Origin of the sequence: Paraburkholderia haematera (genome assembly GCF_905220975.1) — a bacterium.
GTDB lineage: Bacteria > Pseudomonadota > Gammaproteobacteria > Burkholderiales > Burkholderiaceae > Paraburkholderia > Paraburkholderia haematera.
On record NZ_CAJNBK010000037.1, the window covers coordinates 30667 to 47430 of the forward strand.

Annotated in this window: 13 protein-coding genes; 9 read left to right on the plus strand and 4 right to left on the minus strand. The window is 63.1% G+C overall.

From position 1 onward, the window contains the following. Window positions 1-247 precede the first annotated feature (247 nt). From aceB to moeB, 9 genes are all read left to right on the plus strand, one after another. Window positions 248-2743 (plus strand): malate synthase A, encoded by a 2496-nt coding sequence (gene aceB, locus KHO23_RS32550; RefSeq protein WP_236067080.1) that lies wholly within the window; start codon window positions 248-250, stop codon window positions 2741-2743. A 36-nt stretch (window positions 2744-2779) separates the two neighbouring features. After that, window positions 2780-3043 carry a MoaD/ThiS family protein gene (locus KHO23_RS32555; protein WP_211616877.1) on the plus strand — a complete coding sequence of 88 codons (264 nt, stop codon included), beginning with the start codon at window positions 2780-2782 and terminating at the stop codon, window positions 3041-3043. Window positions 3044-3084: 41 nt separating this feature from the next. Continuing rightward, complete coding sequence (locus KHO23_RS32560; protein WP_211616879.1) at window positions 3085-3324, plus strand: acyl carrier protein; 240 nt, start codon at window positions 3085-3087, stop codon at window positions 3322-3324. A gap of 31 nt (window positions 3325-3355) precedes the next feature. Then, entirely contained in the window at window positions 3356-4417 is a 1062-nt protein-coding gene (locus tag KHO23_RS32565; RefSeq protein WP_211616881.1) for a LuxE/PaaK family acyltransferase, read from the plus strand. Continuing rightward, a complete protein-coding gene (fabI, locus tag KHO23_RS32570) occupies window positions 4414-5181 on the plus strand; it encodes an enoyl-ACP reductase FabI (protein ID WP_211616883.1) in 768 nt (255 codons plus the stop codon). The genes KHO23_RS32565 and fabI overlap by 4 nt, the downstream gene beginning before the upstream one ends. A gap of 29 nt (window positions 5182-5210) precedes the next feature. Beyond that, window positions 5211-5978 (plus strand): SDR family NAD(P)-dependent oxidoreductase, encoded by a 768-nt coding sequence (locus tag KHO23_RS32575; RefSeq protein ID WP_211616885.1) that lies wholly within the window; start codon window positions 5211-5213, stop codon window positions 5976-5978. Next, on the plus strand, window positions 5975-7396 hold the full coding sequence (locus KHO23_RS32580) for an AMP-binding protein (protein WP_211616887.1): 1422 nt from the start codon (window positions 5975-5977) through the stop codon (window positions 7394-7396). The genes KHO23_RS32575 and KHO23_RS32580 overlap by 4 nt, the downstream gene beginning before the upstream one ends. Before the next feature lie 104 nt (window positions 7397-7500). Further along, window positions 7501-8637 (plus strand): acyl-CoA reductase, encoded by a 1137-nt coding sequence (locus KHO23_RS32585; RefSeq protein WP_211616889.1) that lies wholly within the window; start codon window positions 7501-7503, stop codon window positions 8635-8637. Window positions 8638-8655: 18 nt separating this feature from the next. Beyond that, window positions 8656-9801, plus strand: a complete 1146-nt coding sequence (gene moeB / locus KHO23_RS32590) for a molybdopterin-synthase adenylyltransferase MoeB (RefSeq protein WP_211616891.1) — start codon at window positions 8656-8658, stop codon at window positions 9799-9801. 40 nt (window positions 9802-9841) lie between these two features. Here moeB and KHO23_RS32595 read toward each other — a convergent pair whose 3' ends face one another. The 4 genes from KHO23_RS32595 to mprF form a co-directional block, all read right to left on the minus strand. Next, window positions 9842-11014 (minus strand): 4-hydroxybenzoate 3-monooxygenase, encoded by a 1173-nt coding sequence (locus KHO23_RS32595; RefSeq protein WP_211616893.1) that lies wholly within the window; start codon window positions 11012-11014, stop codon window positions 9842-9844. Between the two features lie 356 nt (window positions 11015-11370). Next, entirely contained in the window at window positions 11371-12942 is a 1572-nt protein-coding gene (gene ilvA / locus KHO23_RS32600) for a threonine ammonia-lyase, biosynthetic (protein ID WP_211616895.1), read from the minus strand. A gap of 269 nt (window positions 12943-13211) precedes the next feature. Beyond that, window positions 13212-14477 (minus strand): virulence factor family protein, encoded by a 1266-nt coding sequence (locus KHO23_RS32605; RefSeq protein ID WP_211616897.1) that lies wholly within the window; start codon window positions 14475-14477, stop codon window positions 13212-13214. Then, a partial coding sequence (mprF, locus tag KHO23_RS32610) for a bifunctional lysylphosphatidylglycerol flippase/synthetase MprF (protein WP_211616899.1) occupies window positions 14474-16764 on the minus strand: 2291 nt, incomplete at its 5' end. The genes KHO23_RS32605 and mprF, both read right to left, overlap by 4 nt.

The following is a 16764-nucleotide window of genomic DNA, read 5'->3' on the forward strand; positions in this document are numbered from 1 at the left end:
TAGCATGAACTCACGCTCTGGATGCGCGAGTGAGTCGAACATATTTAATAAATACATTCAGATTAGTGTCTGATGCCTGCGACACCCGCCGGATTCCGTTTGTCCATGCCTTGCGCTATTAAAATTAGCGCGTGGGCGCGGGACCTGGGCGAAGCACGCGGCGCGTAAAGAAAATAACTGGTCGCGAACACATCAACACCTCTGTGTGGAGTTCGATTTGATCACCAGAACTCGCTCGACCTGTGCCATGGAAGGTGAAGCGTTGGCGCAGTTCCCTGATCTCCTGTGCGCCGACGCTGCGAATTTTGTCGCTGCGTTGAATCGCGAATTCGCACAACCGCGGCAACGGATCCTCAGGGCCCGCGAGCAGAGCGCTCATCACCGGCAGCACGGTGGTTGCTTTGAATTCCTCATCAATACCCAAAGTACCCGCAACGATCCCGATTGGCGTGTTCCGCCGCCCCCCAGCGATCTGCTCGACAGGCGCGTGGAAATCGCGGGCCCGGCAAACAGTCGCAAGCTTGTCATCAACGCGCTCAATGCTCATGCACAGGTCTGGGTAGCAGACCTGGAAGATGCGCTATCACCCACTTGCCGGAACGTCATGGTGAGTCAACGCAACCTGCGCGACGCGGTTTGCGGTGACATCGGCTACCTGGACGCGACGGGTAAGCAATACCAGCTCGAGGATCGATCGACGGCGATTGTGGTCCGGCCGCGCGGCTGGCATTTGTCAGAAGCTCACTTACTTGTCGACGGACAAGCGGCATCGGCCAGTCTGGTTGATTTTGGACTGTACTTCTTCCACTGCGCACTCAAGCAAATCGAACGCGGTAGCGGTCCCTATTTCTACCTACCCAAACTGGAAAACCACCTCGAAGCGCAGCTCTGGAACGACGTGTTCGAGTTTGCCCAGGATTGGATCGGGATTGCACGCGGCAGCATCCGCGCCACGGTGATTATCGAGCATATCAACGCTGCATGCGAGATGGACGAGATACTGCACGCCCTGGGTCCGCATGCTGCCGGACTCACGGCCGGGCGCTGGGATTATCTGTTCAGTATCGCAAGGGAGTTCCGCCACCGGCCTGACTTCGTTCTTCCCGATCGATCGGAATTGACGATGGGTTTGCCGTTCATGCATGCCTACACAGAGTTGCTGCTTCGAACCTGCCATCGCCGCGGCACGCATGCCTTGGGTGGCGTCGCCACGCAGATCCCGGATCGGCACGATCCCGAGGCGCGCGCTCGCGCGATCGAGGCGGTGCGGCGCGACAAGGAGCGTGAAGCGGCCGAAGGTTTTGACGGCACCTGGGTCGTTCACCCAGACCTGGTTCCGGTCTGTCACGCTGCATTCGACCGCGTCCTCGCCGGTCGCGCGCATCAGATCGACCGTGCCCATGACGGCGCCGGGATAACGGCCTCGCAACTCGCGGCCGCCAACCGGATCGATGGTCGCGTCACCGAATACGGCTTGCGTTCCAACATTGCAGTCTCGATCCGCTATCTGGATGCGTGGTTACGCGGCAGCGGATCGGTCAGACTGTTCGGCCTCATGGAAGGCGTCGCGACTGTGGAGATCGCGCGCTCGCAGATCTGGCAGTGGCTGCACCATGGCACGCGTCTGCATGACGGACGTCGCGTGACACGCGAACTGGTGCGCGCTCTGCTTCTCGACGAGATCGGCAAATACCGCGCCGAATCGACCGAAGGTCTTTCAGCGCACGGCATCGAGCAGGCACAAGCCTTGTTCGAGGAGGTGGCCTTGCGGGAAGATTTCCCCGATTTCCTGACGATCCCCGGCTACGCGAGACTCAACCAGATACATTCGGCCTCGCATGACGCCCCGACCTCTGCTACGACGCTCCAGACCGAGGCCGCCCAACCTGTGCGCGACGTCAAGCCGGATCGCGAGACGCGCTTCACACTGACCTGCAGCAGCGGTATGTTCACGCATTTGCAACTCAAACCGCGCGTCGCGTTTTCATTTGGTTTCATGGGGTGGTCTGCGTGGCTGGTCGAGCATGCCGTCTCCCATCGGACGCTCATTCGCGATCACGCTACGGGTTTCGTGCCGATCGGCCTCGAGATCGAATACCTGCAACCGGCCACGTTCTACGATTGCGAATCGCTCACTGTCATCACCCGGGTTAGAACCTGGAACCCAAAACGCTTCCATAGCCTGCAGGACGTAGACGTGCTGCTGACAGCCGATCACGGCGCGCCCTTGGCCCGCATCTACCTGCAAGAGGTGTGCGTTCGCATCGAGTCGCCGGACACGCTCGCGGCCGCGCCGGGGCGCGTGCCCGCCGAATTGGTCTCGACGTTGCTAGACAGTCCTGACGACATCGACAAGCGGCCTGTGCTGCTCAATCGCGGTATAGCACGCGTACCGGCGAACGCAGAGGCCATCGCTGAATCCCGGCACGAATTCATCGTCTATCGCCACGCCTGCGAAGTGGCCGATCAATGGTATTCCGAGCACGTGTGCGATTACATCGGCGACAGCCGCGAGGCCATGGCGATCCAGCTTCTGCAGGAGCACCCGGGGCTGGTTGCGGGTCTCGCCAACCGGATCGAGCGGATCAGTATCGGCTTGCGTCGACCCTACATGCTATTCGACCGCGGCCAGATCGTGACCGGCGCATACCGCGTCGGTGCCGAGGTGCATTTCGTTCATCAACTACTGACCGCGTCGGGCGAACTCGCCGGTGACGCGATCGAAGTGTTCGCCCAGGCATGACGCCGCGCGCAAAAATGCACGAGAAAGGAACTGACCATGACGTTCGTGTTTTCCGGATCTTTACTCAGGCACGTTGGTTACCAGCGCCAGATCGGCTATGAGAAAGATACCCTCGCTGCCGCCCTTCGCGCGCTATTCGCCGACTACCCCGACCTGGAACAACTGTTGATGGCGCCGGACGGCGCGTTGCGCCGCACGCTGCGGCTAGCGATCAACAGTGAAGTGGTTCACAACGACCTCTCAAGGCCGCTCTCGGCCGGCGATTCGGTCCAGATCATGACCGCGATTGCCGGCGGTTAGCCGATGAAACGCGACAACAGCCAACCCAAGGAGAAGCCCTCATGTCGCTCGACATTAGACTGCGGTCGGTATTCGATACGGTACTGGAGCTGGATACGAAGCTGCCCGATTCGGCGTTGCGTTATCAGGAGACGCCGGGTTGGGATTCGCTCGGCGCCGTGCTGCTGATCTCCGCGATCGAAGACGAGTTTCACGTCGAGATCGATACCGCGCGCGCGTTGAAGATGGATACCTTCGACGCTGCCATGCACCTGCTACGCGATCTCGGCGCGCCGGACTAAGCCCGCTGCAGGCAGCAGACCGGAACCCGCCATGGAACATGGTTCGCCCCTAAGCTACCCGACGCGTCAGACAGTGCTTCTCGCGCGCCTGACCGAACTGATCGGCCATCATCGTCGGGCCTGTCCGGCCTATGCGCGCGTGCTGGATGCAATTGGCCACGCGGCGCAGCGGCGCTACTCCCGACTGGGAGAACTGCCCTGGTTGCCGGTGCGTCTGTTCAAGGAGCATCCGTTGATCAGCACCGAGCGCGAACAGGTGGCCGTGCTTACTTCGTCCGGTACCACCGGTACAGGCTTCAGCCGGATCGCACTGGACCGGGACGCCGCGGAACACCAGCGTCTCATGTTGACGGCGACACTCGAAAAACTGACCGGGCCGCGCCGTCTGCCGCTTCTGATTGTCGACTCGCCCTCGGCGGTGCGCGAGGAGCGCTCCTCGATTCGCGGCGCGACGGTGCTGGGCGTGATGAACGTCGGCCGGGAGCACGTCTTCGCGCTCACCGGCGAACAACGCATCGACGCCGGCGCGGTCGAACATTTCCTGCAACGCCACGGCCACGCAAGTTTCCTGATTTTCGGCTTTACGTCTTTGGTCTGGACACAGCTCTACGAATTGGCGCAAGCGCGGGCACTCGATCTGAGCAACGCCCTGCTGCTGCACACAGGTGGATGGAAAAAACTCGCCGACAAGTCGGTGTCGCCGCAGGAATTCCGCGAGCGCTTTCGTGATGCAACCGGCCTTCGCCGCTGTCACAACTTCTATGGGATGGTCGAGCAAGGCGGCACCATCCATGTCGAATCCGCTTCGGGCGACGGATTCTATTGCCCGGACTTTGCCGACGTCATCATCCGCGATCCGCATACCTGGGAAGAGGCCACTACCGGCACGCCAGGGATCATCGAGGTACTGAGTACCGCGCCGCGCGCGCATCCGGGTCACGTGCTGCTGACCGAGGATATGGGGGTCGTACACGGCATCGATGACGGCGAATGGCCTGGCAAGCGCTTCACTGTGCTGGGTAGGCTGGCGCGTGCCGAACCTCGCGGATGTGCTGACACACTGCCGGAAGACAAGTCTGGAGCACGACCATGAGTGGCCTGCTCGAAGGCAAATACCTGCTGATTACGGGCGTCATCGATCATGCTTCGATCGCCTTTGCCATTGCCAGGCTGGCCCAGGAACAAGGCGCGCAGATCGTGCTGACCGGCCACGGCCGGCTACATATGGTCGAGCACGCGGCAAGACGGCTGCCGCTACCGCCGCCGGTCGTCGAACTCGATGTCACTCACCCCGAGCAACTGGCCACGCTGGCCGAGCGTGTGCGTGCGCATTTACCGCGGCTGGACGGTGTCGTGCATTCGATCGCCTACGCGCCGCACGCGGCCATCTGCGGCGATTTTCTGGCCGCGACGTGGGCCGATGTCGCGACAACCCTGCAGGTGTCGGCTTATTCGCTCCAGGCGCTGAGTTCGGCCGTGTTGCCGTTGATGGATCGGGGCGGTGCGATTGTCGCGCTCGATTTCGATGCCTCGGTGGCCTGGTCCGGCTACAACTGGATGGGTGTGGCAAAGGCCGGACTAGAGTCGAGCGCGCGCTATCTGGCCCGTGACCTGGGCGCGCGCGGGATACGCGTCAATCTGATCGCGGCAGGTCCTTTGCGCACCGTTGCCGCTCGCGGCGAACCGCGATTCGACGACATCGTTGCCGCATGGCGGGCGCGCGCGCCGCTGGGCTGGAATCCGGCTGACGCCAGTGGCGTCGCACGGACCTGCGTCGCGTTGCTATCGGACTGGTTTCCCACCACCACTGGTGAAATCGTACATGCCGACGGGGGCTTTCACGCAGTAGGCGCCTGAACGGAAGACGTGCGGCTTTGAGGGCAGCGATGAATACGACAGCGTCAGACAATCTGCTTTTCAGCAATCGGGTTGCCGTGGTGATCGGCGGTACGCGCGGCATCGGCCAGGCATGCGCGCGCATGCTGGCCGCGGCGGGAGCCACGGTCGTGCTGACCGGCACAAACCGTGCAAAAGCGGAGCACGAAGCGCGGCAGCTTGCCGCCGATTATGGCATCACGTCAGCCGGCGTCGCGCTGGACCTGAGCGAATACGCGTCGATTGGCCCCACCATCAAAACCATCGCTGCCGAATATAACGGTATCGATGCCCTGGTGCTAAGTGCGGGCGTCCTGCAGAACACCCCGTTGGGTCTGATCAGCGAGCCCGTTGCGCGACATGTACTCGACGTCAACCTGCTCGGCGCCGTCGAAGTCCTGCAAGTCTCGGCGAAGGTGATGATGCGGCGCCGCCGCGGCGCCATCGTCTTGCTCAGTTCGCTGGTGGGAGAGCGCGGCGCCGCAGGCCAGGCGGTCTACGCGGCGAGTAAGGCGGGGATTGCCGCGCTGGCCCGCTCGGCTGCCAGGGAGCTGGGCCCGCTCGGTATCCGCGTGAACGCGGTGGCGCCGGGTCTTATCGACACTGATCTGCTCGCGAACGTCCCCGCCGACGTCATAGCGGCACGTTGCGCACAGACCTCACTACGTAGACTCGGCACCGCCGCCGAGGTGGCGGCCACGATTCGCTTCCTGCTCAGCGACGACGCATCCTTTATCACCGGCCACGTGCTGGGTGTCGACGGAGGTTTGTCCTTATGAAGGCATTCGGCGCCAACGCCCGCCTGATCGATGTCGCTCACGGCCAGACCTGGCATGGGTCTGAACTTGAAGCTCGAATTCAGACGATGGAAGACGAATTGCACACGATGCCAGCCGGCCTGCTCCTGCTGCCCGCCCCATGGACGATCGATACCGTGTGCCGCTATCTCGCCGCTCTGCGTCAGCACCGGCCGCTCGCGCTGCTCGACCCGCAAATCGGATCGGATACGCTTGCGGAGCTCGTTGAGCGATTTGAGCCGGCCGGCCTCTGGCAACCTGGCACCACACTGCCTGCACCGACCGATTACCGCAATGCCCAGTCCGGTTGGATCAAGTCGACGGGTGCGGCGGCAGTCCACCCTGATCTGGCCTTGTTGCTGACGACCTCCGGCTCGACCGGCGCCGCACGCATGGTGCGCCTCTCGCGTCAGGGTGTGCTCGCCAATGCCGACGCGATCGTGCAGGCACTTGGCATCAACCCTGAGGAAGTCGCGCCGACCAGCTTGCCGCTTCACCTGGGTTACGGCTTGTCGGTCCTGAACAGTCACCTGGCAGCCGGGGCCACGCTCGTCGTGACCACGCATCCCGTGATCGGAGCGGACTTCTGGACGGCCTTCGATACTCATCGCGCCACGTCGTTGGCCGCGGTATCGCATACCTATGAACTGCTCGCACGCTTGCGCTGGACGCCCTCTTCGCATCCCAGTCTGCGCACATTAACGCAATCCGGTAGCCGTATGCGTCCGGAACTGATCGCGCACATCGCCGAGGACATCGGCCGGGTGGGCGGCCGCTTCTTTCTCATGTACGGGCAAACTGAGGCAACGGCCAGAATGGCGGTTCTGCCCGCAAGGCGGGTTGCGGACAAGTCTGCTTCAGTCGGGCTGGCCGTACCCGGCGGTTGCCTGTCGATCCGTGACGAAACCGGCGAGGAAACGCGCCAACCCGGCATCACCGGCGAAGTTATCTACCGCGGCCCGAGCGTCATGATGGGCTACGCGGATAGCGCCACCGACCTCGCCCGTGGCGACGATCAAGGCGGCGTGCTGCATACCGGCGACATCGGCCGGTTCGACCCGGACGGCTATCTCTACCTTGAGGGTCGTCTCAAGCGAATGGCCAAGCTGTTCGGTCTACGTATCAATCTCGACGCCGTCGAACGCCTTGCCGCCGAAGCCGGTGTTGAAGGCACGAGTGCCGCCGTGTCGGTCGACGACGAGGTAATCGTGTTGTGGTGCGAAGGCGAAACCGGGCACTCCCGTCTGGAATCGATTGCCCGGCACGTTGCCGAACGCTTGCGCGTGAACCGGCATGGCGTCATTGCGCGCAGCATCGAAAGACTGCCGTTGCTGCGCAACGGCAAGATCGATTACCGGGCGCTCATTCACGCTGCTGCCAACGGCGAGGCACCAGGATGATTCTGTCGCTGTTTCCGCCGGCCGCTCCGAGCGAAGCAACGGCAGTGCTCGAGCCTTTGCTTGGCGCGCAAAACCGGCCTGCCTTGCAGGTGGGCGACGAGCGCATGCTGGATTTTCTCGATGCGGTCGGTCAGCGTCTGCGCACACCGGCGTTTGCCCGGCGCCACGCCGAATTGGGGCCACTCGGCGCCTACCTGCGTCGTGGCCACCTAAGCGCGGAATTGGCTCGGCTCGATGCCGGCAGCCGCATGACGCGCTTCGCGCGCTTCATACAACTCCCGTTGGGATTGGTGTTTCACGTTGCCCCGGGCAATGCCGATACGGTGTTCGTCTACTCCTGGGCCTTGGCCGCGCTAGCTGGCAACCGCAACGTCGTCCGCCTGTCGGAGCGCGGTGGTGAGGCAACGCAGGCAGTGTTGGCCGTGCTGATCGAGTGCCTGGATCAGGCCGATCCGGTCGTAGCCGGCACACAAAGGATCGTGAGCTACAGTCGCCATGACGAAGCCGCCACCACGGAATTTTCCGCCGCTTGCGACTTGCGCGTGCTGTGGGGCGGCGATCAGGCCATCCGCGACATTCGCCGCGGGCCGCTGCGGCCATCGGCGCGCGATCTCACCTTCCCAAACCGATCCTCGTTCGCGGCGATTTCCGCCTCGGCCTTTCTTGCAGCCGAGGCGCCCGATCGCAAGCGAGCGGTGGAGGCGTTCCATTCCGACGCTTACCTGTTCGGCCAGGCCGCCTGTGCATCGCCCGGCACCATTTTCTGGATCGGCACTGCGTCGGCGGTGGATGACGCACGGGCCTCGTTCATGACCTTGCTCAAACAGATCGTGGACGCCCGAGGGCCACGCGCCGATGCCGCCATGGCCATACAGAAGCACGTCGCTACCTATCGCCTCGCGGCCGAAGGTGTCGCCGATACGGTGTGTTTCATGGGTAATGAGATCGCCGCCGTGCAACTCACCTCGCCTGTCCGTCTGCCACGCAGGTGGCTCGGCACCGGCACCTTTCCCCAGTTGCGCCTGGACTCACTTGACGAACTGACGCCCCTGTTGCTGCGCCAGGACCAGACGCTGACGTATTTCGGCTTCAGCATCGATGAAATGTTGGCGTTCGCCCAGCGGCTTGACGGGCGCGGCCTTGATCGCATTGTCCCGATGGGGCGTGCGCTTGAATTTTCCGCGATCTGGGACGGCTATGACCTCTTGCGCGAGTTCACCCGCCTCGTCACGGTAAGCTGAATCCCCTGGAGTACCGCCATGAACGCAGCCATTGTCGAACTCGTCCCCCGTCAGGCCTATGAACGCCAGCAGTCGGGCGCGCTACTCGTCGACGTGCGTGAAGACGGAGAGCGCGCAGCGGGCACGGCACGAGGCGCAATAGGCGTCAGCAAGTCGCGGCTGGAGACCGACCCGAGCGCCTGGTTGCCGGACCCGGCAGCCGAAATCATGTTGATCTGCGCGGCAGGCGCACGCTCACGGCAATGTGCGAGCCTGCTGCAAACCCGCGGCTATCGACACATCTACTCGGTGAGCGGTGGAACCAGGGCGTGGGAAGCCGCCGGCTTGCCGATGAGCGAGGCCACCGCGAGCGCGGACTTCCTCGAACGCTATTCGCGTCATCTGCGCCTACCCGAAGTCGGACTAGCAGGACAATGCAAGCTTGCCGACGCCCGGGTTGCGCTGGTCGGCGCGGGTGGCCTCGGTTCGCCGGCCGCGATGTATCTGGCCGCAGCCGGAATCGGACATATCACGCTGATCGATGACGACGTTGTCGATCGCAGCAACTTGCAGCGGCAGGTGCTGCACCGCGATGCCGACGTTGGCACACCCAAGGTCGAATCGGCTTGCCGAACCTTGCAGGCGCTGAACCCTCATGTGACGGTCGAACGGCAGCGCACACGCCTGCTCGCGGACAATGTAGAGAGATTGCTGGGTGGGCACAACGTCGTGATCGACGGCTCGGATAATTTTTCCACCCGCTACCTCGTGAACGATGCATGCGTGCGGCTGGGCTTGCCACTGGTCTACGGCGCTGTACAAGGTTTCGATGGACAAGTCAGCGTGTTCTGGCCGGCGCACGAGGGCGGCAGTTGTTATCGCTGCCTGTTCGCCGAACCGCCGCCGCCGGAATTTGCTCCCAACTGCTCCGAGGCTGGTGTGCTTGGCGTGTTGCCGGGCGTGATCGGACTGTTACAGGCCACCGAAGCGATCAAGCTGATTCTGGGCATTGGCGAGTCCTTGTCCGGCGTCTTGCTGCAATTCGACGCGCTAGGCATGTGCTTCAATCGCTTGCGGCTACTGCGCGATCCGGCCTGCCCGTGTTGCGGCGATGGAGTCAAAACCAGCGACTATGTCGACTTGCCGACGGCCTGTGCGGCGTACCAGGATTTGCCGCTTAACTAAACCTCTCCTGTTTCGCACGCCGCAACCCGCTCGCTCGCCCTTACACCACGGCGATGCCGACGTAGTTCTCCGCCATCACGGTAGCCGCCGCGCGCGAGGTCGTCACGTATTCGAGCTCGGCCACCTGCAACTGACGTTCGAACGGCGTTGCGCCTTCAATACGATGCATCATGCTCGTCATCCAGTACGAGAAATGCTCGGCACGCCAGATCCGTTTGAGCGCGGTTTCGCTGTAACTGTCCAGCAGATCTGTGCGGTTTTCGACGTAAAACGCGTTCAGCGCCTGAGTCAACACACGCACGTCGGCAACGGCGAGGTTCATGCCCTTCGCGCCGGTTGGCGGCACGATATGCGCGGCATCGCCGGCGAGAAAGAGCCGGCCATGCTGCATGGTGGCCGACACGAAACTGCGCATGCCGACAATGTTCTTCTGGAAGATCTTGCCATCCACGATGGTCTGGCCGTCGTGTGAATCGACGCGTGCGTGCAATTCCGCCCAGATTCGATCGTCGGACCAGTTGTCGACGGAATCCTTGGGGTCGCATTGGAAATACATGCGCTGCACGTTCGCTGAGCGCGTGCTGACCAGTGCGAAACCGCGGTCGTGCCGCGCGTAGATCAATTCCTCCGATGAGGGCGGTCCTTCGCACAGAATGCCGAACCAGCCGAACGGATAAACGCGCTCGAAGTCTTTGCGCAACGCCTGCGGAATCGATGCACGCGACACCCCTTGCGAGCCGTCGCAGCCGATCACGAAGTCGCATTGCAATTCGCACGCTTCGCCTTCGTGGCGATAGCGGATCGACGGCTTGTCGGTATCGATGCCGTGCAGCGATGTCTCCGTCACGCCGAAGCGCAGCGCTCCGTTGGCAGCCACGCGCGCGGCGACCAGGTCCTTGATGACTTCGTGCTGCGCGTAGACCGTGATCGAATGGCCGGTGAGTCCGGTCAGGTCGATACGGCGCCGCTTGCCTTCGAAAGCCAGTTCGAAACCGTGATGCAGCGCGCCTTCGGCCTTCATGCGCGCGCCGACACCGGCTTCGGTGAGCAGGTCCATCGTGCCCTGTTCGAGCACGCCGGCGCGGATGGTGGATTCGATCTGTTCGCGGGTACGCGATTCGAGCACGACAGAATCGATGCCGCGCAAATGAAGAAGATGGGAAAGAAGCAGGCCCGCAGGGCCAGCGCCGATGATGCCAACTTGAGTACGCATGAGTTGTCTCCTGAATGCGGTGTTTGATTTGCATCCAGTTTGGCAATCATGGCCTGTATCGCGCAACGCGATATCGTGGATAGGTGCTATCGAGTTTTGAGATAATGGGCAGGTCTGTTTGCCCCGTCCCGCGGCGCACCAATGCTTCGCATCCTTACCCGGACGGCGATTGCGCTTATGCGGCTGAGTGCTGAGCGTCCAGATCGACTTGCGAATACTCGAGGTAAACCCTGGCCGAGTTGCGGACCTCGCAAGCGGCTTCTTGCGACGTGCCGCTGTCAATGCAGCACGTAGAGCGGCAGCGTCGCTTGTCGAAATGCGCGCCGCTGCCTGCTGTCACCTGGTCAATAGCCCGGTTACGCGAGGAACAAGCGATAAACCGGGTTCTGCGTCTCTTCCCAGTACGGATACCCCAGCGTCGCGAGAAAGCGCCCGAACTCGCTGTTCTCGCTCTCCGGCACCTGAATGCCGACCAGAATCGAACTGTAGTCCGCCCCCTGGTTGCGGTAGTGGAACAGGCTGATATTCCAGTTTGGTGCCATCGACGACAAGAACTTCATCAACGCGCCCGGCCGTTCCGGAAACTCGAAGCGGAACAGACGCTCGTCATGCGCCAGAGGCGAGCGCCCGCCAACCATGTAACGGATGTGCTGCTTGGACAGTTCGTCGAAGGTCAGGTCGACGGTGGCAAAGCCATGCGCTTCGAAGGCACCCGCGATCTGCGCCGATTCGCTGCGATTCCTGATCTGCACGCCGACAAAGATATGGGCGGATTGCGCATCCGCAATGCGGTAATTGAATTCGGTGACGCTGCGCGTGCCCACCAGTTCGCAGAAGCGGCGGAAACTGCCGCGCTCTTCAGGAATCGTCACGGCGAACACCGCTTCGCGTGCTTCACCGACTTCGGCGCGCTCCGCCACGAAACGCATGCGGTCGAAATTCATGTTCGCGCCGGACGTGATCGCAATCAGCGTCTGGTTCTCGAGGCCTTCGCGCTCGGCATACTGCTTGGCGCCCGCCACGGCCAGCGCGCCGGCCGGCTCCAGCACGCTGCGGGTGTCCTGGAACACGTCCTTGATCGCGGCACATAGCGCATCGGTGTTCACCAGCAGCACGTCGTCGAGATATTCGCTGCACAGGCGGAAGGTTTCCTCCCCCACCAGCTTGACGGCAGTGCCGTCCGAAAACAGGCCGACCTCGTTTAGCGTGACGCGTTCACCGGCTTTCAGCGACGCGGCCATCGCGCACGAGTCATCGGTCTGCACGCCGATCACCTTGATCTCCGGGCGCACCGATTTCACGTACGCCGCGACACCTGCCGCCAGGCCGCCGCCACCGATCGGCACGAAGATCGCGTGGATCGGGCCCTGGTGCTGGCTGAGAATCTCCATCGCGACCGTGCCCTGGCCGGCGATCACGTACGGATCGTCGAACGGGTGAACGAACGTGAGGCTGCGCTCTTCCTGCAGCTTTACCGCGTGCCCGTACGCGTCGCTATAGGACTCGCCGAACTGCACGACCTCGACCGTTGCCCCGCCATGCGCGCGCACGGCATCGACTTTCACCTGCGGAGTCGTCACCGGCACCACGATGATCGCCTTCACACCCATGCGGGCCGCTGACAGCGCCACGCCCTGCGCATGATTGCCCGCCGACGCGGTAATCACCCCACGCTCCAGCGCCTCCGCCGGAATATGCGCCATCTTGTTGTACGCGCCGCGTACCTTGAACGAGAACACCGGCTGGTTGTCCTCGCGCTTCAGATAAACCGGATTGCGCAAGCGTGCCGACAGATTCGGCGCACGTTCGAGTTCAGTCTCGCGGGCCACGTCATAGACGCGCGCGGTCAGGGTTTTCTTCAGATAGTCGTGACGCAACGCCACGCTGTCAGCGGCAACGGCCACCTGTTTGAGTTCATGTAACGGCACGGCAAGCTCCTGGGCAACAAGGGCAAATCAACAGAGAGAGCACCAGGAGGCAGGCAGCATGCGGACATAAAAAAACCCGCCTCGTGGGGCGGGTTATTGTCACTGCGTGTCACTGCTATCAGACGCGCGCTAACCCACCATTCGATGAATGGTGCTAATAATCAGCGCAATACGGATGTCGAGGCAGTTCATGCGGTTGATCTTCGTTGACTTTGCAGCCTTTGTCAATCCCTGTTCGTCACATCGGGCAGCGTCGTCATACGGTTGGACTATTGACGCACGCCGCTTTGCTTCCTGAACGCGTCCAGAATGTGCCGCTCGAGCGCGTTGTAGTCGCGGCCGAAGTGGTGATCGCCCGATGTACGAATCACCTCGATACCGGTTTTGGTCAGCGCCGGACATAAGGTGTCCTTCTCTTCTTCACCGTAGAAGCACTGCACGATCGCGGGCGGCACACGCGTCAATTCGGGCTGCACCTGCAAGGCCTTTTCGCTTGCCGGCATGCCGAGCCAGCCGCCCACACGGATCTGGAAATCGGCGTCGGGCGCGAAGCCCAGCAGCGCGATTAACGACACCTTCGCACGCAGCGCGTCAGGCAGGCGGTTATAGGCGAACGGCATCACGTCGGCGCCGAACGAATAGCCGACGAGCGCAATATGTTCCGCGTGCCAGCGCGCACCATAAGTCTGCATCACGCGTGCAAGATCGCGGCTCGTCTGCGCTGGCGTCTTTTCGCTCCAGAAATAGCGGAGGCTGTCGATACCGACCACCGACACGCCGTCTTTCTGCAACGCGAGCGAGATAGTCTTGTCGAGATCGCGCCAGCCGCCGTCGCCGGAAATCACAATCGCCATCAGGCCGTTCGGATGCGCCGCCGGCAATTCAATCAACGGCAGATCGGAGACGTCGTCGTCGCTCGTCGAGATCGTCTGCAAATGCGGCGTCACCATCGCCACGAGCCGCGTGCGATCGCCGTTGCCTGGCGCCGCCTTTTCGACGAAGCCGGGCACCTTGTCGCGAATGATCGTCGGGTCCGGCGGGCAAGGCTGAAAGCGTGGATCCAGAGTGCGCTCCGCATCCACCGAGACTGCGCCGGCAACCGTATTCGACGGCGCCTGTTCGAGCACATGCATCGCCAGCGTCGCGCCCTGCCCCGTCCCGGCGACGATCGGCGCGAAATAGCGGCTCGATTGCGATTGCCGTTCGAGTTGATGACTCAAGGCTTCAGCGTCGCCTACGAGTTGATGGCACGCTTCTTTTTTCGCACTCAGATTGGCCGCATAGCGCGCCGTATCCACGCCGACAGTCAACGCACCGGCCTTGGCGAGCGCATCGGCGGTTTGCTGGTCGGCTGGACTCCAGCCGCTGGCTGCGGAGTAAAGCACCACGAAGCCGCGCAAGGGGCCCACCGGCTGTGTCACCGTGACGTCGCCATAGCGGCCGCCAGACACGGTGGTGGTTGCGGCACAGGTGGCCGCGCTGCCAACAACGAGGCTCGCCGCCACGGCGAGCCTGAAAAACGGATGCAATGTCATGAACGCCGGCCTCCTGCCAGCAATGACAGGTCCGCGAGCGTGAAGAACACGCCCACCGAACCCGACGCCGCGAGATAGCGCGGCTCCCAATGCGGCTGGAACTTGCTCTTGAAAGCACGCAGTCCGCGGAAGTTATAGAAGCGGCCGCCGAAGCGCCACACGATGCCCGCCAGCCGATGCCAGCGCGACGCGAGCGGCGTCGGCTGCATGCCAGAAAGCGGCGCGATGCCGAGACTGAGCGAGCGGAAACCCGCCTGCTTCAGATGCAGCGCCAGTTGGGTGAACAGATATTCCATCGCATACGGCGACGCGCTTTCCACGTGACGCATCACGCCGACCGTCGCTTCGGTATTCATATCGGTCGTCATGAAAGTCACAAAAGCGGCCGGCTCGCCGTTCTGGCGCACCAGCATCACGGATTGCGCGGCGAGGTACTCGTCGGTAAACGCGGCCACGGAGAAGCTCTTTTCGCGCGCGTCGCGGCTATCGAGCCAGCCGTCGGAAATCTCGCGCAACGTTTCGAGCGACGCCGGCACGTCGGCCTGATCAATAACTTCGACGGTAAAACCGTCACGCTCGCCCCGTTTGAGCGCATAGCGAAGATGCGCGCGATGCGAGCCCTTCAGGTCGAAATCGTCGAGCACCACGTGCGCCTCTTCGCCAAGCTTCATCAGCGTGAGGCCCGCGTCGAGATAGAGCGGCAAGGCGTTGGCGCGCACCTGATAAAACGCCGCGCGGCCGCCGTGCGCATGCGCGAGCGCGACGAACTTGCTGATCAGCCCGGCCCACTCCTCGCGCGGACCGACAGGATCGTGAAGCGCGGCCCACGTGCGGCCATTTTTCGCGTACATCAGAAAGGCTTCGCGCGATTCGGAAAAGAGGAAGCTCTTGTCGCCCATCAGCGCGAGGCCGGCGTCGCTGCGCTCCTGGGCGCGCACAATGCGCGCCGCGTCGTGCAGATCTTGCGCCGCGGGCATAACGAACCGGCCCGCCGCGGGGCGCAGCAACTGCCAGAACGCGAACGTCGCGGCGAACAGGCTGGCGGCGAGTGTCGCGCGCAGCGCCCGCGGTGCGCGTTCGTCGAAAGCAAATTGCCACCACAGATCGCGCGTGTATGGCACGTCGCGGAACGCAAACAGCATGACCCACACGGCAAGCGCGAGCACCATCGCCACCGACACCAGCCAGCCAGCCGTAAAGCGCTCGGCAAACAGCGACGAATGACGGTTGAAGCGGCGGCGCGTGGACAGCAGCAGCGCGATCAGCATGCCGAGCACGCCCGCTTCCACGAATGCAAGGCCTTTGGTCAGCGACAGCGCGAGGCTCAACACCGCCAGCAGCAAGGTCATCCACCACGCGGCATCCAGACGCCGCAGCAAACCCCGCGCGACGAACAACAACAGCACGCCGAGCACGCTGCACAGCATCTGCGAGCTTTCGAGCACCCACAGCGGCACCACGTCGCGCAGGATCAGGATGCGTTGCCAGAACGCGGGCGTCGCGCTGGAAATCACCAGCATGCCGCCGACCACGAACGTCACCAGACTCAGAAACAGCGGCGCGAGTCTATACGCACCCGCCGCATGATGCAGCGGCAAACGGCTTTTCAGCGCGCGGCCTTCGAAGCCGGCGAGCAGCGCCGCCGAGACGATCAGCGGGACACCGAAGTAAATCGCGCGATACGCGAGCAGCGCCGCGACCATCTGATGCGTTTCTACGCTGCCGTTCAGCGTGAACACCATGGCGGCTTCGAACACCCCAACGCCGCCGGGCGTGTGGCCGATCATGCCGAGCAGCATCGCGGCGGCATAGACGGTTATGAACGTCACGAAGCTCACGTCGGCATGCGGCAGCAGCGCCCACAACGCGAGGCCCGCGGCCACCACGTCGAGTACGGCGAGCGCCACTTGCGCGAGCAGGTCGCGGCGTGCCGGGATATCGAACGACAGCCACTGCCAGCGCGTACGGATCGGGCGCGTTTCGCGACGGCAGGCGGCAGCCGCAAGTGCGAGCACGGTGAGCAGCGCAGCGCCGCTCCAGCGCAGCGTGAGCGGCGGGAGATGCAGCATCGCCGCGAGTGCATCAGCGAGGCACACCATGCCGAGCGCGGTCATCAGCACCAATGCGAGCGCCAGCGAAACGCTCGTGAACACGGTCATGCGGCCGATCTGCGCGGGCGTGACGTCCGACACCCCATAGACGCGCGCGCGCACGGCGCCGCCCGTCAGCGCGCCGAAGCCTGTCGCATTGCCGAGCGCGGAGCCCGCGGTCGAGCCGATCCACAGCG

Coding starts and splice junctions, on each gene's coding strand:
- aceB (WP_236067080.1), top strand. CDS start 248: ATGGAAGGTGAAGCGTTGGCGCAGTTCCCTGATCTCCTGTGCGCCGAC.
- KHO23_RS32555 (WP_211616877.1), top strand. CDS start 2,780: ATGACGTTCGTGTTTTCCGGATCTTTACTCAGGCACGTTGGTTACCAG.
- KHO23_RS32560 (WP_211616879.1), top strand. CDS start 3,085: ATGTCGCTCGACATTAGACTGCGGTCGGTATTCGATACGGTACTGGAG.
- KHO23_RS32565 (WP_211616881.1), top strand. CDS start 3,356: ATGGAACATGGTTCGCCCCTAAGCTACCCGACGCGTCAGACAGTGCTT.
- fabI (WP_211616883.1), top strand. CDS start 4,414: ATGAGTGGCCTGCTCGAAGGCAAATACCTGCTGATTACGGGCGTCATC.
- KHO23_RS32575 (WP_211616885.1), top strand. CDS start 5,211: ATGAATACGACAGCGTCAGACAATCTGCTTTTCAGCAATCGGGTTGCC.
- KHO23_RS32580 (WP_211616887.1), top strand. CDS start 5,975: ATGAAGGCATTCGGCGCCAACGCCCGCCTGATCGATGTCGCTCACGGC.
- KHO23_RS32585 (WP_211616889.1), top strand. CDS start 7,501: ATGCTGGATTTTCTCGATGCGGTCGGTCAGCGTCTGCGCACACCGGCG.
- moeB (WP_211616891.1), top strand. CDS start 8,656: ATGAACGCAGCCATTGTCGAACTCGTCCCCCGTCAGGCCTATGAACGC.
- KHO23_RS32595 (WP_211616893.1), bottom strand. CDS start 11,014: ATGCGTACTCAAGTTGGCATCATCGGCGCTGGCCCTGCGGGCCTGCTT.
- KHO23_RS32605 (WP_211616897.1), bottom strand. CDS start 14,477: ATGACATTGCATCCGTTTTTCAGGCTCGCCGTGGCGGCGAGCCTCGTT.